Origin of the sequence: Streptomyces sp. MJM8645 (assembly GCF_001625365.1) — a bacterium.
Taxonomy (GTDB): Bacteria; Actinomycetota; Actinomycetes; order Streptomycetales; family Streptomycetaceae; genus Kitasatospora.
Map to the genome: position 1 here is coordinate 5051033 of NZ_LJJF01000001.1, position 23338 is coordinate 5074370.

The window sequence follows — 23338 nt, forward strand, 5'->3', positions numbered from 1 at the left end:
CCGCCTTCAGGGCTTCACCGAGCGGTAGTAGCGGGCCGCGCCCTCGTGCAGCGGGAGCGGGTCGGTGTAGACGGCGGTGCGCAGGTCGACCAGCTGGGCGGCGTGCACCTGGGAGCCGATCTGGTCGCGGCTGTCGATCACCGCCCGGGTCATGCCCTCGACCAGGCCCGGGTCCACGTCGTCCCGGGTGATCAGCAGGTTGGGCACGGCCACGGTGGCGACGGCGTCCTTGGGGTCGGCGTTCGGGTAGGTGCCCTTGGGCATGGTGGCTGCCCGGTAGGCGTCGGTGCCGCCGCCCTCCATCTTGTGGATGGCCCCGGCGAGGTCCCCCAGCGGCACGACCCGCATCCGCATGTGGTCGGACAGGTCGGTGAGGGCGCTGGTCGGCAGGCCGCCGGACCAGAAGAAGGCGTCGAGCTTGTTCTCGCGCAGCTGGTCGGCGGCGTCGCCGACGCCCGCCGACACCGGGACGATGTCGTGGTCCGGGTCCAGGCCGGCCGCGGCCAGCAGCCGCCTGGTCACCAGGTTCACCCCGGACTGCGGCAGGCCCACGCCGACCCGCAGCCCCTTGAGGTCGGCCGTGCGGTGCACCGTCGAGGAGGACGGGACGATCAGCTGGAGGTAGTCGTCGTACAGCCGTGCGATCGCCCGCAGCCGGTCCTTGCCCGGGCCCTGGTAGTCGGCGACGGCGTCGGCGGTGGCGATCGCGAAGTCGTCCTGGCCGCTGGTCACCCGGGCCAGGTTGTCGATCGAGCCCTCGGTGTTGTCCAGGGCCAGCCGCACCCCCGGCATGGCCTTGGCGACGTGGGCCTCCAGCAACTGCCCGTACCGGTCGTAGACGCCGCGTTGCACGCCGGTCGCGAAACGCGTCTCGCCGCGCGGGTAGCCGGGCGAGCGGCCCGCCGACAGCCACCAGCCGCCCAGCCCCGCGACCAGCAGCACCAGCACCAGCACCGTCCGCCACAGCGGGCTGCGGGCCGCGGTGCGGACGGCGGCGCCGAGACGGGACGGGGTGGTGGGGGTCATGCAGGGATACTGCCAGGCGCTCCGCCGGAACGGGAGGGGAAACGGTGGGGGAAAAGCGCTTCGCGGCTGCCCGTACCCTGGTCTGGTGAGCGGTGAGAGCGGATTGAAGAGCTACAAGGTCGTCACGTACGGCTGCCAGATGAACGTCCACGACTCCGAGCGGCTGTCCGGCCTGCTGGAGGACGCGGGTTACGTCAAGGCCGGGCAGGAGGGCGACCCGGACCTGGTCGTGTTCAACACCTGCGCGGTGCGGGAGAACGCCGACAACAAGCTGTACGGCAACCTCGGGCAGCTGGCGCCGGTCAAGACCCGCCACAAGGGCATGCAGATCGCCGTCGGCGGCTGCCTCGCCCAGAAGGACCGCGACACCATCGTCCGCAAGGCCCCCTGGGTCGACGTGGTGTTCGGCACCCACAACATCGGCCACCTGCCGGCGCTGCTGGAGCGGGCCGCGGTCGAGCGCAAGGCCCAGGTCGAGATCCTGGAGTCGCTGGAGACCTTCCCCTCCACCCTGCCGACCCGCCGCGAGTCCGCGTACGCCGCGTGGGTCGCCATCTCCGTCGGCTGCAACAACACCTGCACCTTCTGCATCGTCCCCGCGCTGCGCGGCAAGGAGGAGGACCGCCGCCCCGGCGACGTCCTCGCCGAGATCGAGGCGCTGGTGGACGAGGGCGTCATCGAGGTGACCCTGCTCGGCCAGAACGTCAACGCCTACGGCTCCGACCTGGGCGACCGCGAGGCCTTCTCCAAGCTGCTGCGCGCCGCCGGCCAGATCGAGGGCCTGGAGCGGATCCGCTTCACCTCGCCGCACCCGCGCGACTTCACCGACGACGTGATCGCCGCGATGGCCGAGACGCCGAACGTGATGCACCAGCTGCACATGCCGCTGCAGTCCGGCTCCGACACCGTCCTCAAGGCGATGCGCCGCTCCTACCGCCAGGAGCGCTTCCTCGGGATCATCCGGAAGGTCCGCGAGGCCATGCCGGACGCGGCGATCTCCACCGACATCATCGTGGGCTTCCCCGGCGAGACCGAGGAGGACTTCGAGCAGACGATGCACGCCGTCCGCGAGGCCCGCTTCACCAACGCCTTCACCTTCCAGTACTCCAAGCGCCCCGGCACCCCGGCCGCCGAGATGGCGGACCAGGTGCCGAAGGCCGTCGTGCAGGCCCGCTACGACCGACTGATCGCCCTCCAGGAGGAGATCTCCTGGGAGGAGAACAAGAAGCAGGTCGGCCGCGTCCTGGAGATCCTGGTCGCCGAGGGCGAGGGCAAGAAGGACGACAAGACCGACCGGCTCTCCGGCCGCGCCCCCGACAACCGGCTGGTGCACTTCAGCAGGCCGACGGAGCCGGTGCGTCCGGGCGACGTGGTGACCGTCGAGATCACCTACGCGGCCCCGCACCACCTGCTCGCCGAGGGCCCGTCGCTCGCGGTGCGCCGCACCCGGGCCGGCGACGCCTGGGAGAAGCGCCAGGCCAAGCCCGCGGCCAAGCCGGCCGGGGTGATGCTCGGCCTGCCGGGCATCGGTGCCCCGGCCGCGCTGCCCCTGGCCGCTCCGGCGGGCGGGGCCTGCTGCGGCGACTGACGGCCCACTGCTCGAACGGGGCCTGCTTCTCGAACGGGGCCCGCTCCTCGAACGGGGCCCGCTCCTCGAACGGCGGCCCGGCGGGACTTCGAGTCCGGCCGGGCCGCCGTCGCCGTTTGGCTAGAGTGATCCGCATGCTGGTAGCCGCCGCCGTGTGCCCCTGTCCGCCGCTGCTCGTCCCGGAGGTCGCCGCCGGGGCGGCCGCCGAGTTGGACCCGCTGCGGGCCGCCTGCGACGAGGCCCTGGCGGCACTGGTCGCGGCCGGGCCGCAGCTGGTCGTGGTGGTCGGCGCCGGGCCGGAGGCCGAGGTGTGGACCGAGGGCGGGGCCGGCTCCTTCCACCGCTACGGGGTGCCGCTGGTCGCCAAGCTGCCCGGCGGCCGGGTCGAGGGGCCGGAGCTGGCACCGTCTCTGACGGTCGGCGCCTGGCTGCTGGAGCGCGCCGGGGTGACGCTGCCGACGCACGCCTGCGCGGTGCCCGCCGACGCGCCCGCCGACCGGATGCTCGGGCTCGGCCAGGGCTTGGCCCAGCTGGCCGACCGGGTCGGCCTGTTGGTGGTGGGCGACGGCAGCGCCTGTCGTTCGGTGAAGGCCCCCGGTTACCTGGACGAGCGTGCCGAGGGCTTCGACGCCGCCCTGGCCGCCGCCCTGGGCTCCGCCGACCTGCCCGCGCTCGCCGCCCTGGACGCCGGGCTGGCCGCCGAGCTCAAGGCCGAGGGCCGGGCGCCCTGGCAGGTGCTGGCCGGCGCCGCGGAGGGCGCCGGCCTCACCGCGCGGCTCGGCTACCAGGACGCCCCGTACGGGGTCGGCTACGTCGTGGCGTCCTGGAGCTGATCGAAGCGCGGGGCGTCAGGCCTGCGGCGCCTGGCCGTTGCCGCCGGCCGGCCCCTCCTCGCCCGGCTTCGGCTTGTGGGCGAAGTCGCCCACCGCGCCCTTGGCCTTGCTGGCGCCGTGCTCGATCTTCTCGCTGTACTTGCCCTTGGTCGCCTTGTCGATCGCGCCGCCGGCCTTGTCCACCGCGTGCTCGATCTGCTCGCTGTGCTTGCCGGCGAGCTCACTGGCCTTGCCCTTGAGCTCCTCGGCCTTGCCCTTGAGGTTGTCCATCAGACCCATGGCGATCTCACCCTTTCGTCCCTGTCTCCTGCCCAACGTCCGTCACCGCCGAACCGTTCGCAAACCGGCTCAACTGCGGAAACGGCTGGAGATGGCCGGACACAGTCACATCGTCGCGCAGTCGGGGCCGACGGGCAGCCCGGTCACCGGTGCGGCGGCGGTTTTGCGAGACTGGAGCGGTGAGCAGCTCCCGTACCGACCAGTCCCGCGTCGCCCAGCCCCGAGTGGTCTGCATCGTCGGCGCGACCGCCGCCGGCAAGTCCGACCTGGCCGTCGCCATCGCCCGCAGCCTCGGCGGCGAGGTGATCAACACCGACTCGATGCAGCTGTACCGGGGCATGGACATCGGCACCGCCAAGCTCACCCCCGCCGAGCGCGGCGGAGTGCCGCACCACCTGCTGGACGTCTGGGACGTCACCGAGGCCGCCAGCGTCGCCGAGTACCAGCGGCTGGCCCGGGCCGAGATCGACCGGCTGCTCGCGGTCGGGCGCACGCCCGTCCTGGTCGGCGGCTCCGGGCTGTACGTCCGGGCGGCGATCGACGAGATGGAGTTCCCCGGCACCGACCCGGCGGTCCGGGCCCGGCTGGAGGCCGAGCTGGAGGAGGCCGGCCCGCACGCGCTGCACCGGCGGCTGGCCGAGCTGGACCCGGCGGCCGCGGAGGCGATCCTGATCGGCAACGGGCGGCGGATCGTCCGCGCGCTGGAGGTCATCGAGATCACCGGGCAGCCGTTCACCGCGAACCTGCCCGGCAACACCGCCGTCTACGACGCGGTGCAGATCGGGGTCGCGCTGCCGCGCCCCGAACTGGACGAGCGGATCACGCTGCGGGTCGACCTGATGTGGCGGGCCGGACTGCTGGACGAGGTGCGCGCGCTGGAGCGGCTCGGGTTGCGGGAGGGGCGGACGGCCTCCCGGGCGCTCGGCTACCAGCAGGTGCTGGACCACTTCGCCGGCGAGTGCACCGAGGACGAGGCGCGGGCCGAGACCGTCCGGGCCACCAAGCGCTTCGCCCGCCGTCAGGAGTCCTGGTTCCGCCGCGACGGCCGGATCCACTGGCTGTCCCGGCCGGCCGGCACCGACCCCGTCGAGCTGCTGGAACGCTCCCTGGAGCTGATCGACCGTCAGGAGCGTCCGGCCGGGTAGGCGGGTTCCGGCCAATCCGGCGGTGCACCTGCGCGCGCAGGTGGCCGTGCAGGACGAACCGGCGGTCACGGCCCGATCACGTGATGGCCACGGATCACCCGTCGACGCCGGTCAGGCCCGGAACGCCCGTCTGGACATGCCATCATCGAAGGCGTAGGGGTCGGCCGCGCGGGCCGACCGTGCCCGACCGCGAGTCCGCTCGTGTCGAACTGTCAGGGGAGGCCGCGTGTCGACGGGTACCGGCCCCGAACCCGGCCAGAGCGGGAGTGTCACCGCACCGGCCGACGAGTCGACGAGGGGTGACCTCCCCGTGCTGACCGGCCTGGAGGCACCCACCTCCTACGCGGTCGCACTGCCGGCCCTGGACAACCGCACCCCGGCGGGCGCGGTGCACGAGCGGGAGATCCGACCGCTGCGCCGGCTCCGCTGGTGGCAGACCCTGCCGATCGCCCTGCTGGGCATCCTCGGCTCGCTGATGTTCGCCTTCCCGCTCGCCTTCGGCTCGGCCGGGGCGCGCGCCACCATGGTCGGCATGCTCGGGCTGCTGCTCACCGCCGCCTCGGTCGGCTGGGGCGCGATGGCCGCCCGGCACGCCGGGTACAAGTGGCCGGGCCTGCCGCGCCGCGGCTCCGGGCAGCGGGCCGGCTGGAAGGCGATCGCGCTGTACACCCTGATCGCGCTGGTGGCCTGTGCGCTGGCCGTCTGGCGGGTCGCCTACCTGCGCTGATCCGCCGGCCGCCCCTGCCGGCCCCTCGGCTGCCCGCGCCGATCCACCGGTCGGACCGCCCGGGTGGCCGGTGCGCCCGTTCAGTACCATCGGGAGGGTGAGCGCATCCTTCCCGCAGCCGGTCGGCGTCCCCTTCTTCAAGGGGCACGGCACCCAGAACGACTTCGTCATCGTCCCGGACCCGGACGGCGCGCTGGAGATCGGCCCCGCGGCCGTCGCCGCGCTGTGCGACCGGCGGGCCGGTATCGGCGGGGACGGGCTGCTGCGCGTGGTGCGCTCCGCCGCCGAGCCGGCCGCCGCGGACCAGGCCGACCGGGCCGAGTGGTTCATGGACTACCGCAACTCCGACGGCAGCATCGCCGAGATGTGCGGCAACGGCGTGCGGGTCTTCGCCCGGTACCTGGTCGAGGCCGGCCTGGCCGAGCCCGGCGAGTTCGCGGTCGCCACCCGCGCCGGGGTGCGGACGGTGCGGGTCGCCGAGGACGCCGGGGACGGGACGCCCGGCGAGGTCACCGTCGACATGGGCCGGGCCCGGCTGCCCGGGCCGGACGGCGTCGAGGTCACGGTCGGCGCGCGGCGCTGGCCCGCGCTGAACGTCAACATGGGCAACCCGCACGCGGTGGCCTTCGTGGACAGCCTCGACCATGCCGGGGACCTGCTGTCCGCGCCGCTGACCAGCCCCGAAGGGGCCTACCCGGAGGGCGTGAACGTCGAGTTCGTGGTGGACCGCGGGCCGCGGCACGTCGCCATGCGGGTGTACGAGCGCGGCTCCGGCGAGACCCGTTCCTGCGGGACCGGCACCTGCGCCGTCGCGGTGGCCGCCATCCGCCGGGACGGCGTCGACCCGGCGGTCACCGGCGAGCCGGCCACCTACACCGTGGACGTGCCGGGCGGCCGACTGGTCATCACCGAGCACCCGGACGGCCGGATCGAGAAGACCGGCCCGGCGGTCATCGTGGCCGCCGGTGAGATCGACGCCCGCTGGTGGGCCGAACTGGGGCGTGTCTGACACGTCTGGGGCGCGGCTCGGGCAGCTGACGGCCCGGTTTGCCCATTTCGCGCGCCGGTGAATCCGCCCGTTCGAGTGACGCGTGTCGCGGACGGGAAGCAAGGCATCGCGGAACGTGCTCTGCTCGGTAGCATGGACCACCGGGAAGGCGCCCCTCGGCGGGGTGGCGGCCGGTGATCGCTGCCGGAGGTGCGCCGATGACCATCGAAGCCGGGCAGTCCCTGACGGGGCAGCCGACGTCCGCACGGCAAGCCGGGGCCAGGCGGCCCCTGGGGGAGCTCGGCCGGGCCGCGCTCGGCCGGGCCGGGCGGGCCGCCCTGCTGGCCACCGGCCGGCCGCCCGTCCCGGACGCCCTCGAACCGCTCGTCCGAGTCCACCGCGAACACCATCCGCAGGCCGACCTCGGCCTGCTCGCCCGGGCCTACCGGCTCGCCGAGGCCAGCCACCGGGGCCAGAAGCGCAAGAGCGGCGGGCCGTACATCACCCACCCGCTCGCCGTCACCATGATCCTGGCCCAACTCGGCGCCGGGACAACCACCTTGGTCGCCTCGCTGCTCCACGACACCGTCGAGGACACCGAATTGACGCTCGATCAGGTGAGCGCCGGCTTCGGGCCCGAAGTCGCCTACCTGGTCGACGGGGTGACGAAACTGGAGAAGGTCGACTTCGGCGCCGCCGCCGAGGCCGAGACCTTCCGCAAGATGCTGGTCGCCACCGGCGACGACGTCCGGGTGATGGTGATCAAGCTCGCCGACCGGCTGCACAACATGCGCACCATCCGGCACATGAAGCCGGCCAGCCAGGTGCGGATCGCCAAGGTCACCCGGGACGTGCTGATCCCGCTGGCCGAACGGCTCGGCATCCAGGTGCTCAAGGCGGAGCTGGAGGACATCGTCTTCGCCACCCTGCACCCCGAGGAGCACGCCCGTACCCGGGCCCTGATGGCCGGTCACGAGGGCGAGCCGGACACCCAGCTGGCCCCCTTCGCCCGGCTGCTGGCCCGCCAGCTGTCCGAGACCGGGGTGGTTGCCGAGGTCACCGTCCGGCCCCGGCACTGCGTGTCGCTGCACCGGGTGCTGCTCAAGCGGGCCGCCGCGCCCGGCCCGGACGGGCGGCCGCAGCGGCCGCAGCCCGCCGACTTCGGGCGGCTGCTGGTGGTGGTCGAGGAGAACGCCGACTGCTACGCCGTGCTCGGCGAGCTGCACACCTGCTGGACGCCGCTGCCCGGCGAGTTCAAGGACTTCGTCGCCGCCCCCAAGTTCAACCTCTACCAGTCGCTGCACACCGCGGTGGCGCTCAGCGGCGGCACGGTCGTCGAGGTGCTGGTGCGCACCCGGCGGATGCACGAGGTCGCCGAGACCGGGGTGGTCGCGCTCGGCGACCCGGAGCCGGCCGGCGCCGTCCAGGACGCCGACGAACTCGATCGCACCGACCCGGCCCGGCCCGGCTGGCTCAGCCGGCTGCTGGAGTGGCAGCAGGAGACGCCCGACCCGGACGCCTTCTGGTCCGCGCTCACCGCCGACCTGGCCGGCGACCGCGAGATCACCGTCGTGACGGAGAGCGGCGAAACGCTTCAGCTGAGGGCCGGCGCCACCTGCGTGGACGCCGCCTACCTGCTCGGCGAGGAGACCGGCCACCGGTGCATCGGGGCCCGGGTCAACGGCCGGCTCACCGCGCTCTCCACCGTCCTGCAGGACGGCGACCTGCTCGCCGTGCTCACCGAGGCCGTGCCCACCGGGACCGTGCTCACCGAGGACGGGCCGCGCCCCGCCGAACCCTCCGGGCCCGCGCCCGAGTGGCTCGCGCACGCCCGGACGCCGGCCGCCCGGCTGGCCATCGAACGCTGGCTCGCCGACCACCCGGCCCGGCTCCCGCCGGTGCGCACCGGCCCCTCCAGCGGCCAGCCCGCCCCGCCCGCGCACCGCACCACCGAGCGCCGGCCGACCCCGGTCGCGGTGGCCGGCCGGCCCGGGGCGCCCGTCCGGCTGGCCCGCTGCTGCACGCCCGTGCCGCCGGACGAGGTGACCGGCTACCCGATCCGCGGCGGAGCCGTCGCCGTGCACCGCACCGGCTGCCCGGCCGGGGAGCGGATGCGCGCGGCCGGGCGCGCCGAGCTGGAGGTCCGCTGGCGGCCGGAGGGCACCCCGGCGGCCGGCCACCGGGCCACCCTGCGGGCCGAGGCGCTCAACCGGCCCCGGCTGCTCGCCGACCTCACGGCGGCCATCTCCGCCGAGGACGTCGGCATCGTCTCGGCCGAGGTCGAACCGCCGCAGGAGCTGCGGGTCCGGCACACCTACACCGTCGAACTGCCCGAGCCGGCCGCGCTGCCCGCGCTGATGCGGGCCATGCTCAAGGTCTCCGGGGTGTACGACGTCAGCCGGCCGCAGGCCCCGGACACCGGCGGGGCCCGCCACCCCGGGGAAAATGGGGATGACCGGTCCGCGCCGGGCGTGGGACCATCATGGGGAATTCACGGCCGGTCCACGGCGTTCTCAGGGCACAGGAGCCCCGACGGCACCCGAGGACCTGAGGGGTAGCTCACCTCGCCCGGCGGTAACCGGGGCGGCAGCTGGGCAGACTCCGGGTGGGACCGCACACGGCGGTCCCCACAGGCCATCCGCACCAGCGACCAAAGGACAGAATGACCTCCACGTCCGACACCCGCGACCACGCCGACGCCCCGCGCCGCCTGAACGGTCTGCGGGCGGAAGCCCTCATGGACGAGGACCTCGCGGCCATCGACGAGGACCGCGGCCACGGCCACCACCACTACGACGGCGACCAGTACGACCGCAGCGAGCGTGCCGCCCTGCGCCGCGTCGCCGGCCTCTCCACCGAACTCGAAGACGTCACCGAGGTCGAGTACCGCCAGCTCCGCCTGGAGCGCGTGGTGCTCGTCGGCGTCTGGACGGACGGCACCCTGGAGGAGGCGGAGAACTCGATGGCCGAGCTCGCCGCCCTCGCCGAGACGGCCGGCTCCCAGGTGCTGGACGGCGTCATCCAGCGCCGCGACAAGCCCGACGCGGCCACTTACATCGGCTCCGGCAAGGCGAAGGAACTGCGCGACATCGTCGCGGCCACCGGCGCCGACACCGTGGTCTGCGACGGTGAGCTCACCCCCGGCCAGCTGATCCACCTGGAGGACGTGGTCAAGGTCAAGGTCGTCGACCGGACGGCCCTGATCCTGGACATCTTCGCCCAGCACGCCAAGTCCCGGGAGGGCAAGGCGCAGGTCTCGCTCGCGCAGATGCAGTACATGCTGCCGCGCCTGCGCGGCTGGGGTCAGTCGCTGTCCCGGCAGATGGGTGGTGGCGGCGCCGGCTCGTCCGGCGGCGGCATGGCCACCCGTGGTCCCGGTGAGACCAAGATCGAGACCGACCGGCGCCGGATCCGCGAGAAGATGGCGAAGCTGCGCCGCGAGATCGCCGAGATGAAGAAGGGCCGCGACACCAAGCGCCAGGAGCGCAAGCGCCACCAGGTGCCGTCGGTGGCCATCGCCGGGTACACCAACGCCGGCAAGTCGTCCCTGCTCAACCGGCTCACCGGGGCGGGCGTCCTGGTGGAGAACTCCCTGTTCGCCACCCTGGACCCGACCGTGCGCCGGGCCCAGACCCCGAGCGGGCGGCTCTACACCCTGGCCGACACCGTCGGCTTCGTCCGGCACCTGCCGCACCACCTGGTCGAGGCCTTCCGCTCGACCATGGAGGAGGTCGCCGACGCGGACCTCATCCTGCACGTGGTCGACGGCTCGCACCCCGAGCCGGAGACGCAGCTGGCCGCCGTCCGCGAGGTCATCGTCTCGGTCGACGCGCAGAACGTGCCGGAGATCGTGGTGATCAACAAGGCGGACGCCGCCGACCCGCACGTGCTGCAGCGACTGCTGCGCCGCGAGCCGCACGCCATCGTGGTGTCGGCCCGCAGCGGCGAGGGCATCGAGGAGCTGCTGAAGCTCATCGACGACGAGCTGCCGCGCCCGGCGATCGAGGTGCGGGCCCTGGTGCCCTACACCCAGGGCGGGCTGGTCTCCCGGGTGCACGCCGAGGGCGAGCTGCTCGGCACCGAGCACACCGGCGAGGGCACGCTGCTGCACGCCAAGGTGCCGGCCGAGCTGGCCGCCGAGCTGGAGTGCTACGCGGTGGCGCTGCAGGTCTGAGGCGTCGGGCCGACGAAGGGCCCCCGGACGTGACCGTGATGCCGCTGGGCATCGCGCGAGCGTCCGGGGGCCCTTCGCGTGCCCGTCCGGGGTACCGGGGCGTCCGTTCCGGGGTCCGCCCGGGGGCTCGTCCGGGCGTGCGGCCGTGTGGGCGTGCGGGCTACTTCACGTTCTTGGCGAAGTAGTCGAAGGCCTGCTTCGCCTGGTCCTGCAGCGAGGGGCCGGCCAGGTACCCGGGCGGGTTGCGGCTGCCGATCGCGGTGACGCTGATCAGGTTGGGCTTGCCGTCCTTGGTGATGAACCAGCCGCCGCCGCTGGAGCCGCCGGTCACGGTGCAGCCGGTGACGTACATCGGCGGGCGGCTCCGGTCGGGGGAGAGCCTGGCCGGCGGGACCGGGGGCTCGCAGCGGGAGAGCTCCAGGCCGTCGAACGGCCGATCGGTCGGGTAGCCGTAGGCGGCCGCCGAGCCGATCTGCTCGCGCGGGGCGTTGAACCAGACCGGGACCGAGCCGCCGACCGCCTCCTCCAGCGACGCGCCGGAGCCGCCCTCGCCGCGCACCCGGATGATCCCGTAGTCGTACTGGTGGTGGGCGCCGACGCCGCCCTCCCCGAGCCAGGTCGGCGACACCAGTGCGCGCACCGCCGCCCACCGGCCGTACGGGGCGGCCTGCTGCTCGGTGAGCGGTTTGCCGCGGGCCGCCTGGCCGTCCCGGTTGAAACCGGGCACGAAGGTGATGTTCCGCAGCCAGCCGCCGCCCTTGCCGTCGTGCAGGCAGTGCGCGGCGGTGTAGACGAGGTTGCTGCGGCCCGGGTTGGCCGGGTCGGAGACCACCGTCGCGGAGCAGGCCGCGTCGCCCTGGGGCGTGGTGACGAAGAGCCGTCCGACCACGGCGGTGGCCGGGCCGTACGGGTGCGGCTGCGGCGTGGCCGCGACGGCTGCGGGCGGGGCGTCCGGCCGGCCGTCGTCCGGTGCGGCGGTGAGCGGGTACTCCGGGGTGGCCCGCCCCTTGGCGGCGGCCATCCGGGTGGTCGACCAGAAGCCCGGGGCCACCTCGTTGGCGAAGCCGCTGCCGGAGACGAACCGGGCCCAGTCCTCCACCTTCCAGCCCGTCAGGTCGCCCAGGCTGGTGGGGGCCGATGTGGGGAGGGCGGGCGGCGGTGCGGCCGCCGTGGCGCCGGAGTCGTCCGGCCCGCAGGCGGTCGCGGCGAGCGCGAGCACGGCGAGCACCGCGGCGCCGGTCGGTCCGGATCGGCGCCGCGGTCCGCGGCCGGTGTGCTTCGGCATGCTGCATCGTCCCCCGGGGGCGGCCTCCGCCGCCCGTACGGCTTGGTCCGGTCCGACCGGAAAGGGCCTACGGCTTCTTGGAGATCCAGTCCAGCGCCTGCTTGGCGACCGTCTCCAGGTACGGGCCGCTCAGCGAGGTGTGGTCCTCGGTGCCGATGGACGTGTTGCTGACCAGGGCGGTCTTCCCGTCCGGCATGGTGGCGAACCAGCCGCCGCCGCTGGAGCCCTGGGTCATGTTGCAGCCGATGGTGAGCATCGACGGGCGCTTGGCGTCGAACGACAGCCGGGTCGGCTTGCCGCCGTCGCACTTGTACAGCTCCTGGCCGTCGAACGGCTTGTAGAGCGGGTAGCCGACCGCCGCGACGGACATCTTGTCGCGCGGGGCGTCGAACCAGACCGGGACGGCCGAACCGACCGTCTCCTCCAGCGACTTGCCGGAGTCGTTCTGGTTGTGCACCCGCATGACGGCGAAGTCGTACTGGTTCGCGGCGTCACCGGTGCCGCCGCCCTCGACCATCCACTGCGGCGAGGTGGTGACCAGGTCGGCCCACCAGGTGCCCAGCGGGGCCAGTTCGGACAGCGGGGCCTTCTTGCCGCCGCTGGAGGCGCCCGAGTTGTTGTAGGCGGGCACGAAGACCAGGTCCTTGAAGAAGTCGCCGCCCTTGCCCGCGTGCACGCAGTGGCCGGCCGTCCAGACCAGATTGCTCTTGCCCGGGTGCTGCGGGTCGGTGATCACCGTCGCCGAGCAGTTGCCCCGGCCGCCCTGGGCGCTGAAGAACACCTTCCCGGACGGCTGCTTGGTGTACGGGCGGGGCACCGGCACGGCCTTGACCACCGGCGGGTCCGGGTCCGTCACGCCGTTGTCGGCGGCCGGCTTGGCGGTGGGCGGGGCCGGATCGGCGGGCTTGGAGTCGCCCATCTTGTCCGGGTTCCAGAAGTCCTTCACCACCGGGTTGTTGAAGACGTGCTTGGACGCCCACGAGTCCCAGTCCTCGAACTTCCACTTCTTCAGGTCGTCCCAGGACTTCGGCAGGCCCTCCAGCAGGCTGGTCGGGATGCCCGACGGGAGGGTGATCCCGCCGATCACGCCGCCCCCCGGGGCGGCGGTGCTGGACGCGGGCGGCGGCGCGGCGCTGCCGCCCCCGTCGCCCGCCGGACCGTCCGGCCCGCAGGCGCTCGCCGCGAGCAGCGTCCCCGTGACGAGGGCGACGGCCATGGCTGACCGGTGGATCGATGGCATGTGTGCGCTTCCCCCTGTGCTCGATCGGGCTGTCGTGCGGCGACTCGCCGCTGTGGAGTCTTCCACCGGTCACCAGGACGGCGGCGGCCGCCCCCCGGGTTGCGGCCCTGACCGGAGGTCACCGATCCGTGACGTGGCCACGATCGGCCCGGCGACCCAGCAGGGCCCCGCGCGCCGGACGCGGACAATCCCCGATCTTCACCCGGACGAGTGAGCCGACCTTGTGATCACCCGTCAGGGATAGGTAACCCTTACCTGACGCGACGGTGCGAGCGCCCGCCGATCCTCTCCACCACCCGCGCGCGTCCGCACCCCCACGCGCCCCAAGGAGCAGCCTTGAGCACCGCCCTCACCGGAGCCCCGCCCGCCCCGCTGCTGCACGCGGACCGGCCGGCCGAGCCCGATCCGCTGCTGCACCCGGACCCCGCCGTCGCCGCCGAACAGGCCGCCCTGGAAGCCCTGCTGCGCTGCTGGACGCGCGAGACCGGCGCCCGCCCCGGCCCCGACGGCCGGCTGCGGATCGCCGTCCTCGGCGGCGCCGCCCGGCTCTCCGCCCCCGTCCGCTACTGGTCGCCCGGCGGCTGGCACCGGTTCGGCCCCGCCGTCCTCTCCGCCGGGGAGGGCACCGCCGACGCCCCCGTGGACGCCGTCACCACCGCCGCGCTGCTCGCCGCCGCGGCCGCCGACCGCCCCGACCCCGGGCAGGTCGCCGACCTCGCCGCCCGGGTCGCCGACTCGGTCGTCCGCACCGCCGACATCCTCGCCCACCGCCGCACCACCGCCCCCGCCGGCGGCCCCGAACGCTCGCACTTCCTCGCCGCCGAACAGTCCCTGCTGCTCGGCCACCCGCTGCACCCCACCCCGAAGAGCCGCGACGGCCTCGGCCCGGCCCAGAGCGCCGCCTACTCGCCCGAACTGCACGGCTCCTTCCAACTCCACTGGTACGCGGTCCACCGCGACCTGCTCGCCGCCGGCTCCGCCCTCACCGACAGCGCCGACCGGATCACCGCGGACCTGCTCGGCGACCACGCCGCCCTGCCGCCCGGCACCGCCGCCCTGCCGCTGCACCCCTGGCAGGCCCGCGAACTCGCCCACCGCCCGGCCGTCGCCGCCCTGCTCGCCGACGGGCTGCTGCACGACCTCGGCCCGGCCGGCGAACCCTGGTACCCCACCTCCTCGGTGCGCACCGTCTACCGCCCCGGCACCCCCTGGATGCTCAAGCTCTCGCTCGGCCTGCGGATCACCAACTCCCGCCGGGAGAACCTGCGCAAGGAACTCCACCGCGGCCTGGAGGTGCACCGGCTGCTGGAGAGCGGCCTGGCCGCCGAATGGCACCGCGCCCACCCCGGCTTCGACATCGTCCGCGACCCGGCCTGGATCGGCGTCGACCACCCCGCCCTCGGCGACCCGGGCGGCCTGGACACCGTGCTGCGCGCCCAGCCCTTCGCCCCCGCCGACCGCGCGCTGTGCGTCGCCGGGCTGGTCGCCGAACAGCCGCTCGGCACCGGCGACACCGTGCCGTCCCGGCTCGGCGACACCCTGCGGGCGCTCGCCGTCCGCTGCGGCCGCCCGCTGCGGACCGTCGCCGCCGAATGGTTCCTGCGCTACCTGGACGCCGTCGTACTGCCCGTCCTCTGGCTGGACGGCACGGCCGGCATCGCCCTGGAGGCGCACCAGCAGAACAGCCTCGTCCTGCTCGACGCCGACGGCTGGCCCAGCGGCGGCCGCTACCGCGACAACCAGGGCTACTACTACCGGGAGAGCGCCGCCGACCGGCTCACCGCGCGGCTGCCCGGGCTCGGCGAGCACAGCGACACCTTCCTGCCCGACGAGGTGATCGACCACCACTTCGCCTACTACCTCGGCATCAACCACGTCCTCGGCCTGGTCGGCGCCTTCGGCAGCCAGGGGCTCGCCGACGAGACCGTGCTGCTGGCCGGGCTGCGCCGCTTCCTGGCCGGCCCGCGGGCCGCCGCCACCGGCTCGGCGCTGCCCGGGCTGCTGCTCGACGCGCCCACCCTGCCCTGCAAGGCCAACCTGCTCACCCGGATCAACGGTCTGGACGAACTGGTCGGCCCGGTCGCCACCCAGTCCGTCTACGTGGACATCCCCAACCCGCTGGCGGGCGCATGAGCCTGCTCGACGACCCGCCGGGATGGGGCGCGATCCCCACCCCGGCCGGCGAGTTCCAGCTCAGCCCGGTCCGACTGCCCACCGACCTGGACCTGCTCGCCGGGTGGATGAACGACCCCGAGATCGCCGCGTTCTGGCAGCTCGCCGGGCCGCCCGACGCCACCGAACGGCACCTCCGGGCCCAACTCGACGGCGACGGCCGCAGCGTGCCCTGCCTCGGCCTGCTCGACGGCGCCCCGACGAGCTACTGGGAGGTCTACCGCGCCGACCTCGACCCGCTCGCCCGGCACTACCCGGCCCGGCCGCACGACACCGGCGTCCACCTCCTGATCGGCCCCGCCGAGAGCCGCGGCCGGGGCCTCGGCGCCGTCCTGCTGGCCGCCCTCGCCGAGCGGATCCTGCGGCGACGGCCCCGCTGCGAACGGGTCGTCGCCGAGCCGGACGTCCGCAACCGGCGCTCCGTCCGGGCCTTCGAACGGGCCGGATTCCGGCTGGACACCGAACTCGACCTGCCCGACAAGCGCGCCGCCCTGATGGTCCGTGCCCGCGTCCCCTTCGTCGCCTAGGACACCCCCGTGGACACCCCAGCACCCCAGCCGCCGTACGACCTGCTCGGCGTCGGCATCGGCCCCTTCAACCTCTCGCTCGCCGCGCTCGCCGCGCCCGTCCCCGGCCTGCGCACGCTCTTCTGCGACCAGCGCCCGGAGTTCCGCTGGCACCCCGGCATGCTGGTGGACGGGGCCCGGATGCAGGTGCCGTTCCTCGCCGACCTGGTCTCCCTCGTCGACCCGACCAACCCCTGGTCCTTCCTCAACTACCTGCGCGACCAGGACCGGCTCTTCCCGTTCTACTTCGCCGAGCGCTTCCAACTGCCCCGCCGCGAGTACGACCACTACTGCCGGTGGGCCGCCGAACGGCTCGCCAACTGCCGCTTCGGCACCGAGGTCACCGCCCTGCACTGGGAAGCCCCGCACTTCCGGGCCGAGCTGACCGACACCGCGACCGGGCGGCGGACCGAGGTGCACGCCCGCAACCTCGCCCTCGGCGTCGGCACCCGGCCCGTCCTGCCCGAGGCCTTCACCGCCCTCGACGGCCACCCGCGCGCCTTCCACTCCGCCGACTACCTGGACCGCCGCGGCGACCTCGCCGGCGCCCGGGACATCACCGTGGTCGGCAGCGGGCAGTCCGGCGCCGAGGTCTTCCTCGACCTGCTCCGGCGCCACGACGGCGACGGCGTCCGGCTGCGCTGGCTCACCCGGACCAGGGCGCTCGCGCCGATGGAGTACTCCAAGCTCGGCCTGGAGCACTTCACCCCCGACTACACCCGCTACTTCCACAGCCTGCCCGAACCCGTCCGGGACGCGCTGGTCGCCGCCCAGTGGCAACTGCACAAGGCCGCCAGCGCCGAAACCCTCGCCGAGATCCACGACCACCTCTACGAACGCACCATCGGCCGCCCGATCGACACCGCCCCGGTCGACATCACCCCCGGCACCGCCGTCACCGAAGCCCGCCCCGGCCCCTGCGGCGGCCTCGAACTGCACTGCCGGCACGGCGACTCCGGCGTCGAACACGTCCTGCGCACCGACGCCGTGGTGCTCGCCACCGGCTACCGGGCCGCCCGCCCGGCCGCGCTCGAACCGCTCGCCCGGCTGATCGACTGGGACGGGGACGGGCGCTACCGGGTCGACCTCGACCACCGGGTCGCCACCCGGCCCGAACTCACCGGCGGCCTCTACGTCCAGAACGCCGAACTGCACACCCACGGCGTCGGCGCCCCCGACCTGGGGCTCGGCGCCCACCGGGCCGCCGTCATCCTCAACGCCGTCACCGGCCGGACCGTCCACCGGCTGCCCGCCCGCACCGCCTGGACCGGCTTCGCGCCGCCCCGGACCGCCCCCGCCGCTGCGGGCGCTGCCGCGGGCGCCGCCGCGGCTGTTGCCGAGGGCACCCCCGCCGCCGAGGGCGCCCCCACCGAGAGCACCCCCGCCATCCCCCGTCCCCAGGAGCTGACCCGTGCCGCAACCGTCGGCCGCTGAACCGCCGTTGTACCTGCCCCCGCACCTGACCGCCGGGCACTGGCGGCGGGCCGGGCGCGCCCTGCTGGCCAAGATGCTCGGCGAGTTCGCCTACGAGGAACTGCTCACCCCCGTCCGCGCCGCCTCCGACGGCGAGTACCTGCTCTGGCTGCCCGAGGCCGAGTACCGCTTCACCGCCCGCCGCGGCGCGTACGGAAGCTGGCGGGTCGACCCGGAGTCGGTCCGCTGCTCCGACCCCGACGGCCTCGACCCGCTGCGCTTCCTCCCGCACGCCCGGCACGCCCTCGGCCTGCGCGGCGAGACCACCGGCCACCTGATCCGCGAACTCACCGCCACCCTGACCGCCGACGCGCACCAGCTCGCCACCGCGCTCACCGCCGCCGAACTCGCCGACCTCGACCACCCCGCCCTGGAGGGCCGCCAGGACGGCCACCCCTGGATCGTCCCCAACAAGGGCCGGATCGGCTTCTCCGCCACCGACGCCGCCCGCTGGGCCCCGGAGGCCCGCACCCCGCGCCCGCTGCCCTGGATCGCCGTCCACCGCCGGCTCGCCGAGTACCGCGGCGTGCCCGGCCTGGAGCGGCCCGAGCAGCTGTACGCCCGCGAACTCGACGACCCGGACGCGCTGCGCGCCGCCCTCGGCCCGGCCGCCGCCGACTACCTGCTGCTGCCCGTCCACCCCTGGCAGTGGGACGAGACGATCGTCCCGCTGTTCGCGCCCTGGATCGCCTCCGGCGAGATCGTCCCGCTGCCCTCCGACGGCGACCCACGGCTGCCCCAGCAGTCCATCCGCTCCTTCTTCAACACCGCCCACCCCGAGCGCTGCACCGTCAAACTGCCGCTGTCCGTCCTCAACACCCTGGTCTGGCGCGGCCTGCCCACCGAACGCACCCTCGCCGCGCCCGCCGTCACCGCCTGGATCCACGGCCTGCGCGACGCCGACCCCTACCTGCGCGACGAGTGCCAGGTGATCCTGCTCGGCGAGATCGCCTCCGTCACCGTCGACCACCCGCTCTACCGCGAGCTGCCCGAGGCGCCCTACCAGTACAAGGAACTCCTCGGCGCGATCTGGCGCGAACCGCTCGGCCCCTTCCTGGCCGGCGGCGAACGCGCCCGCACCCTGGCCGCCCTGCTGCAGACCGGCTCCGACGGCCGGGCGCTCGCCGCCGAACTGATCGCCCGCTCCGGGCTCACCCCCGCCGCCTGGACCGGCCGGCTGTTCAGCGCGGTGCTGCCGCCGCTGCTGCACTTCCTCTACCGGTACGGGCTGGTCTTCTCCCCGCACGGCGAGAACGCCATCGTCGTCTTCGACGAGCACGACGCGCCGACCCGGCTCGCGGTCAAGGACTTCGTCGACGACGTCAACCTCAGCGACCAGGACCTGCCCGAACTGCGCGACCTGCCCGCCGAGGTCGACGACGTCCTGCTGCGGGACGGCCCGCAGGGGCTCTGCCAGTTCCTCCACTCCGGGCTGTTCATCGGCGTCCTGCGCTACCTCGCCCCGCTGCTGGAGGCGCAGACCGGGCTGCCCGAGGCCGAGTTCTGGGCCCTGCTGCGGGCCGAGATCCGCCGCTACCAGGACCGTTTCCCCGGCCTGGGCGAGCGCTTCGAGCTGTTCGACCTGTTCCGGCCGCGGATCGACCGGCTCTGCCTCAACCGCAACCGGCTGCTGCTCGACGGCTACCAGGACCGCCCGCACCGCCCGCACGCCGCCCGGTACGGGACCGTCCCCAACGCCCTGGTGACCCTGGAGGCGGATCTTCCCGGGCGACGGAGCCGGATTGTCACCCCAGCCCCGTAGGCTGGGAGGGTCATGACGAACGACTCCGAAACCCAGCTCCCCGGCGAGACCGAGCTCCCTGGCGAGGACGGCGGCGCCGCCGCCGACGTCGAGGAAGCCGTCGCCGTTCCGCGCTCCCGCATCCCCGACCTGCTGCACGCCGCGGTGGCGGCCGTCGGCGGCGTCGAGCGCCCCGGTCAGCTCCGGATGGCCGAGGCCGTCGCCGACGCCGTCGACAACGCCGAGCACCTGCTCGTCCAGGCCGGCACCGGCACCGGGAAGTCCCTCGCCTACCTGGTGCCCGCGCTCGCCCACGGGGACCGCGTGGTGGTCGCCACCGCCACCCTGGCGCTGCAACGCCAGCTCGTCGAACGGGACTTGCCGCGCACGGTCGAGGCGCTGCACCCGGTGCTGCGCCGCCGCCCGCTGTTCGCGATGCTCAAGGGCCGCTCCAACTACCTGTGCCTGCACCGGGCCAACGAGGGCACCCCGAGCGACGAGGGCGAGGGCCTGTTCGACGCGGCCGAGGCGCTCGGCGGGCCCGCCAGCAAGCTCGGGCAGGACGTGCTGCGGCTGCGCGAGTGGGCCGACGAGAGCGACACCGGGGACCGGGACGACCTCAGCCCCGGCGTCTCCGACAAGGCCTGGGCCCAGCTGGCGGTCACCTCCAAGGAGTGCCTGGGCGCCACCCGCTGCGCGTACGGGCAGGAGTGCTTCGCCGAGAAGGCCCGGGAGCGGGCCAAACTGGCAGACGTCGTGGTCACCAACCACGCGATGCTCGCGATCGACGCGATCGAGGGCGCGCCGGTGCTGCCCGAGCACGGGCTGCTGATCGTCGACGAGGCGCACGAACTGGTCAACCGGGTCACCGGCGCGGCCACCGCCGAGCTGACCGTCGGCGCGGTCAACCGGGCGGTCAAGCGCGCCGCCCGGCTCGCCAACGAGAAGGCCGTGGACGCCTTGCAGGCCGCCGCCGAGAACTACCACGGCCTGATGGAGACCGCCCAGCCCGGCCGGGTCGAGGAACTGCCCGAGTACCTGGCGTACGCGGTCACCTCGATCCGGGACGCCGCCCGCCAGGTGATCAGCTCGCTCGGTGAGACCCGCGACAAGGGGCTCAGCGACGAGGACGCCGTCCGCAAGCAGGCGATGGCCTCCGCCGAGTCGCTGCACGAGACCGCCGAGCGGCTGCTGGAGGACTCCGAGTACGACGTGGTCTGGATCGAGCGCAGCGACCGCTTCGGCATGGGCACGGGCTCGCTGCGGGTCGCGCCGCTCAGCGTCTCCGGGCTGCTGCGCGAGGGCCTCTACAAGGAGCGCTCGGTGGTGCTCACCTCGGCCACCCTCAAGCTCGGCGGGGACTTCAACGGCGTCGCCGCCTCCGTCGGCCTGCCCTCGGACTCCCGGCTGCCGGACCAGCGCACCCCCGGGGACAATCCTTCGTCCGGGTCCGGGTCCGGGTCCGGTTCTGGCTTCGGCGAGGACGCGGTGCCGCACTGGCGCGGCATCGACGTCGGCTCGCCGTTCAAGTACCCCAAGCAGGGCATCCTGTACGTCGCCCGGCACCTCGCCGATCCCGGCCGAGATCCCGAACGGCCCGACATGCTGGACGAGTTGGCGGAGCTGATCGGCGCGGCCGGCGGGCGCACGCTGGGCCTGTTCTCCTCGATGCGCGGCGCCCAGACGGCCGCCGAGGCGCTGCGGGAGCGGCTGGACAACCGGATCCTGCTCCAGGGGGAGGACACCCTGGGCGAGTTGATCCGGGAGTTCGCCTCGGACGCGTCCACCTGCCTGTTCGGCACGCTCTCGCTCTGGCAGGGCGTGGACGTGCCCGGCTCGGCCTGCCAGCTGGTCGTGATGGACCGCATCCCGTTCCCCCGGCCGGACGACCCGCTGATGAGCGCCCGCCAGAAGGACGTCGAACAGCGCGGCGGGAACGGCTTCATGGCCGTCGCGGCGACGCACGCGGCGCTGCTGATGGCGCAGGGCGCCGGCCGGCTGGTGCGCGCGGCCGAGGACCGGGGCGTGGTCGCGGTGCTCGACCCGCGGGTGGAGACCAAGCGGTACGGGAGCTTCTTCCGCTCCTCGATGCCGGAGTTCTGGTACACCACGGACCGCAACCAGGTGCGCCGCTCGCTGGCGGCGATCGACGCCTCGGCGCCGCCGGTCAAGCCGGTGGTGAAGCGGGGCTGAGCGGTGCGGTGATCCGGGGCTCCGTCCAGCCCCCCTGGGGGCCGAGGCGGGGTCCGGACGCCCCCGGAGACGCCGGAGGGGCTCCCCGCGACCACGCGGTGGAGCCCCTTCCCGCTGGGTGCGCGCGAGGCGTCAGAGGCGGCGCAGGACCGCGACGACCTTGCCCAGGATGGTCGCGTTGTCGCCGTTGATCGGCTCGTACGCAGGGTTGTGCGGCATCAGCCAGATCCGGCCGTCCTCGCGCTTGAGCCGCTTGACCGTGGCCTCGCCGTCGATCATCGCGGCCACGATGTCGCCGTTCTCGGCGACCGGCTGGCGGCGCACGGTGACCCAGTCGCCGTCGCAGATGGCCGCCTCGATCATCGAGTCGCCGCGCACGGTGAGCGCGAATAGCTCGCCCTCGCCGACCAGCTGGCGGGGCAGCGGGAAGACGTCCTCGACCGTCTGCTCGGCCAGGATCGGGCCGCCGGCGGCGATCCGGCCGACCAGCGGCACGTACGAGGTGGACGGACGGCCGGCCGTCTCGGCGGTGTTCGGGCGGGCCACCTCGACGCCGCGGACCTCGTAGGCGCGCGGGCGGTGCGGGTCGCGGCGCAGGAAGCCCTTGCGTTCCAGGGCCATCAGCTGGTGGGCGACCGAGGAGGTGCTGGACAGGCCGACGGCCTGGCCGATCTCGCGCATGGACGGCGGGTAGCCGCGGCGCTGGACGGAGTCCCGGATGACCTCGATCACGCGGCGCTGGCGTTCGGTGAGACCGGCCTCGTCGGTGCGGATGCCGGGGGGGCGGCCGGGCAGCGCGCGGGTGGGCGCCTGGTGGGCGTCGTCGATCGCTGGGGAGTGTTCGATCGGCTGGTCGGGAACGCGGCCCGTGCTGGAAAGGGCCGGGCCGGAGAGGCGCTGGTCTTCGCTACGGTCCATGCTGATGTCCACGCTCTGCTGATTCGTGGTGCGCTGCCCCACCTTGAACTGGGAGTGTTCCTGCACCGGGATGGTGTTGCTTTCGATGGTGTTCACGGCGGCCCCTCTCGACGGCTGTCCTCTCCCCTTTTCCAGCCCAACGCCCCTCCTATCGAAAGGTTGCGCCAAACACACGTTCGAGTGAATTATTCGAGAGTTGGCTGACTCGATCAAGGCTTTGCTGTACATCGAGACTGTGCATCGAGTAAATGTTCGATCGGATCTCGACTTCGGCAGTCTAATCGGTGCCGACACGCCAGGGGTGTCGCTTCCCCCGGAGACCTACATCTAGTGGTTACAGTCCTCTCCGTGCCCAGTACTAGTGGTTACGGCGCATGATCAGCTTGCCGAGGCCGGGGTCGCATCGCATAGACTCAACAGGTCCGCACGTCCTGCCAGGGAGGGATCCTCAGGTGCACTGCCCCTTCTGCCGGCATTCCGACAGCCGTGTTGTCGACAGCCGGACCAATGAGGACGGCAGCTCGATCCGCCGTCGTCGGCAGTGCCCGGACTGCGGCCGCCGCTTCACCACCGTGGAGACGGCCGCACTGATGGTCATCAAGCGCAGCGGGGTCACCGAGCCCTTCTCCCGGGAGAAGGTCATCACCGGCGTCCGCAAGGCCTGTCAGGGCCGCCCGGTCACCGAGGACGCCCTCGCCCAGCTCGGCCAGCGGGTCGAGGAGTGCGTGCGTGCCACCGGCAACGCCGAGCTGACCACCCACGACGTCGGGCTGGCCATACTCGGCCCGCTCAAGGAACTCGACGTGGTCGCCTTCCTGCGCTTCGCCAGCGTGTACCAGGCGTACGACGGACTGGAAGACTTCGAGGCCGCCATCGCGGAACTCCGCGCCGAACGGCCCGTCCCCGAGGCGGACGGCACCTGCGTGCCCGTCGCCGCCGCCGCGCCCTAGGAGGCGCCGGCACCCGGCCCCCTGGCGGGCCTTGCTGCAC

At 74.0% G+C, this 23338-nt stretch carries 18 protein-coding genes; 13 read left to right on the forward strand and 5 right to left on the reverse strand.

Going from position 1 to position 23338, the window contains the following annotated elements; all coding sequences use genetic code 11:
• Window positions 1-6: 6 nt before the first annotated feature.
• Window positions 7-1026 carry a TAXI family TRAP transporter solute-binding subunit gene (locus A6F73_RS21790; protein WP_079135875.1) on the reverse strand — a complete coding sequence of 340 codons (1020 nt, stop codon included), beginning with the start codon at window positions 1024-1026 and terminating at the stop codon, window positions 7-9.
• An 85-nt stretch (window positions 1027-1111) separates the two neighbouring features.
• Between A6F73_RS21790 and miaB the strand changes: the two genes are divergently transcribed.
• Entirely contained in the window at window positions 1112-2614 is a 1503-nt protein-coding gene (gene miaB / locus A6F73_RS21795) for a tRNA (N6-isopentenyl adenosine(37)-C2)-methylthiotransferase MiaB (RefSeq protein WP_279634927.1), read from the forward strand.
• Between the two features lie 134 nt (window positions 2615-2748).
• Window positions 2749-3447: a class III extradiol dioxygenase subunit B-like domain-containing protein gene (locus A6F73_RS21800; protein WP_063349332.1), complete on the forward strand. Its 699-nt coding sequence runs from the start codon at window positions 2749-2751 to the stop codon at window positions 3445-3447.
• Window positions 3448-3462: 15 nt separating this feature from the next.
• Here the strand turns inward: A6F73_RS21800 and A6F73_RS21805 are convergent, their stop codons facing one another.
• Window positions 3463-3726, reverse strand: coding sequence for an antitoxin (locus tag A6F73_RS21805; protein WP_063349333.1), 264 nt, complete (start codon window positions 3724-3726; stop codon window positions 3463-3465).
• A gap of 179 nt (window positions 3727-3905) precedes the next feature.
• Between A6F73_RS21805 and miaA the strand changes: the two genes are divergently transcribed.
• From miaA to hflX, 5 genes are all read left to right on the forward strand, one after another.
• Complete coding sequence (gene miaA, locus A6F73_RS21810; protein ID WP_063349334.1) at window positions 3906-4871, forward strand: tRNA (adenosine(37)-N6)-dimethylallyltransferase MiaA; 966 nt, start codon at window positions 3906-3908, stop codon at window positions 4869-4871.
• Between the two features lie 226 nt (window positions 4872-5097).
• Complete coding sequence (locus tag A6F73_RS21815; protein WP_063349335.1) at window positions 5098-5598, forward strand: hypothetical protein; 501 nt, start codon at window positions 5098-5100, stop codon at window positions 5596-5598.
• Window positions 5599-5695: 97 nt separating this feature from the next.
• Window positions 5696-6607, forward strand: coding sequence for a diaminopimelate epimerase (dapF, locus tag A6F73_RS21820; protein WP_063349336.1), 912 nt, complete (start codon window positions 5696-5698; stop codon window positions 6605-6607).
• A gap of 197 nt (window positions 6608-6804) precedes the next feature.
• Entirely contained in the window at window positions 6805-9144 is a 2340-nt protein-coding gene (locus A6F73_RS21825; protein WP_063349337.1) for an HD domain-containing protein, read from the forward strand.
• 104 nt (window positions 9145-9248) lie between these two features.
• Window positions 9249-10760 carry a GTPase HflX gene (hflX, locus tag A6F73_RS21830; protein WP_063349338.1) on the forward strand — a complete coding sequence of 504 codons (1512 nt, stop codon included), beginning with the start codon at window positions 9249-9251 and terminating at the stop codon, window positions 10758-10760.
• A gap of 160 nt (window positions 10761-10920) precedes the next feature.
• On the opposite strand, the gene A6F73_RS21835 is transcribed toward hflX, so the two are convergent.
• Window positions 10921-12045 (reverse strand): hypothetical protein, encoded by a 1125-nt coding sequence (locus tag A6F73_RS21835; protein ID WP_063349339.1) that lies wholly within the window; start codon window positions 12043-12045, stop codon window positions 10921-10923.
• A 67-nt stretch (window positions 12046-12112) separates the two neighbouring features.
• Window positions 12113-13285 (reverse strand): trypsin-like peptidase domain-containing protein, encoded by a 1173-nt coding sequence (locus A6F73_RS21840; RefSeq protein WP_063349340.1) that lies wholly within the window; start codon window positions 13283-13285, stop codon window positions 12113-12115.
• Between the two features lie 372 nt (window positions 13286-13657).
• Here A6F73_RS21840 and A6F73_RS43275 point away from each other — a divergent pair, with 372 nt between their 5' ends.
• Genes A6F73_RS43275 through A6F73_RS21865 form a run of 5 tightly spaced genes read left to right on the forward strand, consistent with a single transcriptional unit; the run spans window position 13658 to window position 21430 of the window.
• Window positions 13658-15418: an IucA/IucC family protein gene (locus tag A6F73_RS43275; RefSeq protein ID WP_244293669.1), complete on the forward strand. Its 1761-nt coding sequence runs from the start codon at window positions 13658-13660 to the stop codon at window positions 15416-15418.
• A complete protein-coding gene (locus tag A6F73_RS43280) occupies window positions 15415-15984 on the forward strand; it encodes a GNAT family N-acetyltransferase (protein ID WP_244293457.1) in 570 nt (189 codons plus the stop codon). Before A6F73_RS43275 ends, A6F73_RS43280 begins: the two co-directional genes overlap by 4 nt.
• 9 nt (window positions 15985-15993) lie before the next feature.
• Window positions 15994-17457, forward strand: coding sequence for a SidA/IucD/PvdA family monooxygenase (locus A6F73_RS21855; protein WP_079135878.1), 1464 nt, complete (start codon window positions 15994-15996; stop codon window positions 17455-17457).
• A 7-nt stretch (window positions 17458-17464) separates the two neighbouring features.
• Window positions 17465-19258, forward strand: a complete 1794-nt coding sequence (locus A6F73_RS21860; protein WP_244293671.1) for an IucA/IucC family siderophore biosynthesis protein — start codon at window positions 17465-17467, stop codon at window positions 19256-19258.
• Window positions 19259-19270: 12 nt separating this feature from the next.
• On the forward strand, window positions 19271-21430 hold the full coding sequence (locus A6F73_RS21865) for an ATP-dependent DNA helicase (protein ID WP_079135879.1): 2160 nt from the start codon (window positions 19271-19273) through the stop codon (window positions 21428-21430).
• 132 nt (window positions 21431-21562) lie between these two features.
• Here A6F73_RS21865 and lexA read toward each other — a convergent pair whose 3' ends face one another.
• The gene (gene lexA / locus A6F73_RS21870) at window positions 21563-22276 is read right to left on the reverse strand and encodes a transcriptional repressor LexA (protein WP_244293672.1); all 714 of its coding nucleotides are present in this window, start codon (window positions 22274-22276) and stop codon (window positions 21563-21565) included.
• A 524-nt stretch (window positions 22277-22800) separates the two neighbouring features.
• On the opposite strand from lexA, the gene nrdR reads away from it, so the two are divergent.
• On the forward strand, window positions 22801-23298 hold the full coding sequence (gene nrdR / locus A6F73_RS21875) for a transcriptional regulator NrdR (RefSeq protein ID WP_063349343.1): 498 nt from the start codon (window positions 22801-22803) through the stop codon (window positions 23296-23298).
• Window positions 23299-23338 lie beyond the last annotated feature (40 nt).

Bases quoted from the DNA above. Each gene is read 5' to 3' on its own strand.
- A6F73_RS21800 (WP_063349332.1), top strand. From the start codon at position 2,749: ATGCTGGTAGCCGCCGCCGTGTGCCCCTGTCCGCCGCTGCTCGTCCCG.
- A6F73_RS21790 (WP_079135875.1), bottom strand. From the start codon at position 1,026: ATGACCCCCACCACCCCGTCCCGTCTCGGCGCCGCCGTCCGCACCGCG.
- A6F73_RS21805 (WP_063349333.1), bottom strand. From the start codon at position 3,726: ATGGGTCTGATGGACAACCTCAAGGGCAAGGCCGAGGAGCTCAAGGGC.
- A6F73_RS21835 (WP_063349339.1), bottom strand. From the start codon at position 12,045: ATGCCGAAGCACACCGGCCGCGGACCGCGGCGCCGATCCGGACCGACC.
- hflX (WP_063349338.1), top strand. From the start codon at position 9,249: ATGACCTCCACGTCCGACACCCGCGACCACGCCGACGCCCCGCGCCGC.
- A6F73_RS21825 (WP_063349337.1), top strand. From the start codon at position 6,805: ATGACCATCGAAGCCGGGCAGTCCCTGACGGGGCAGCCGACGTCCGCA.
- A6F73_RS21865 (WP_079135879.1), top strand. From the start codon at position 19,271: ATGACGAACGACTCCGAAACCCAGCTCCCCGGCGAGACCGAGCTCCCT.
- A6F73_RS21840 (WP_063349340.1), bottom strand. From the start codon at position 13,285: ATGCCATCGATCCACCGGTCAGCCATGGCCGTCGCCCTCGTCACGGGG.
- A6F73_RS43280 (WP_244293457.1), top strand. From the start codon at position 15,415: ATGAGCCTGCTCGACGACCCGCCGGGATGGGGCGCGATCCCCACCCCG.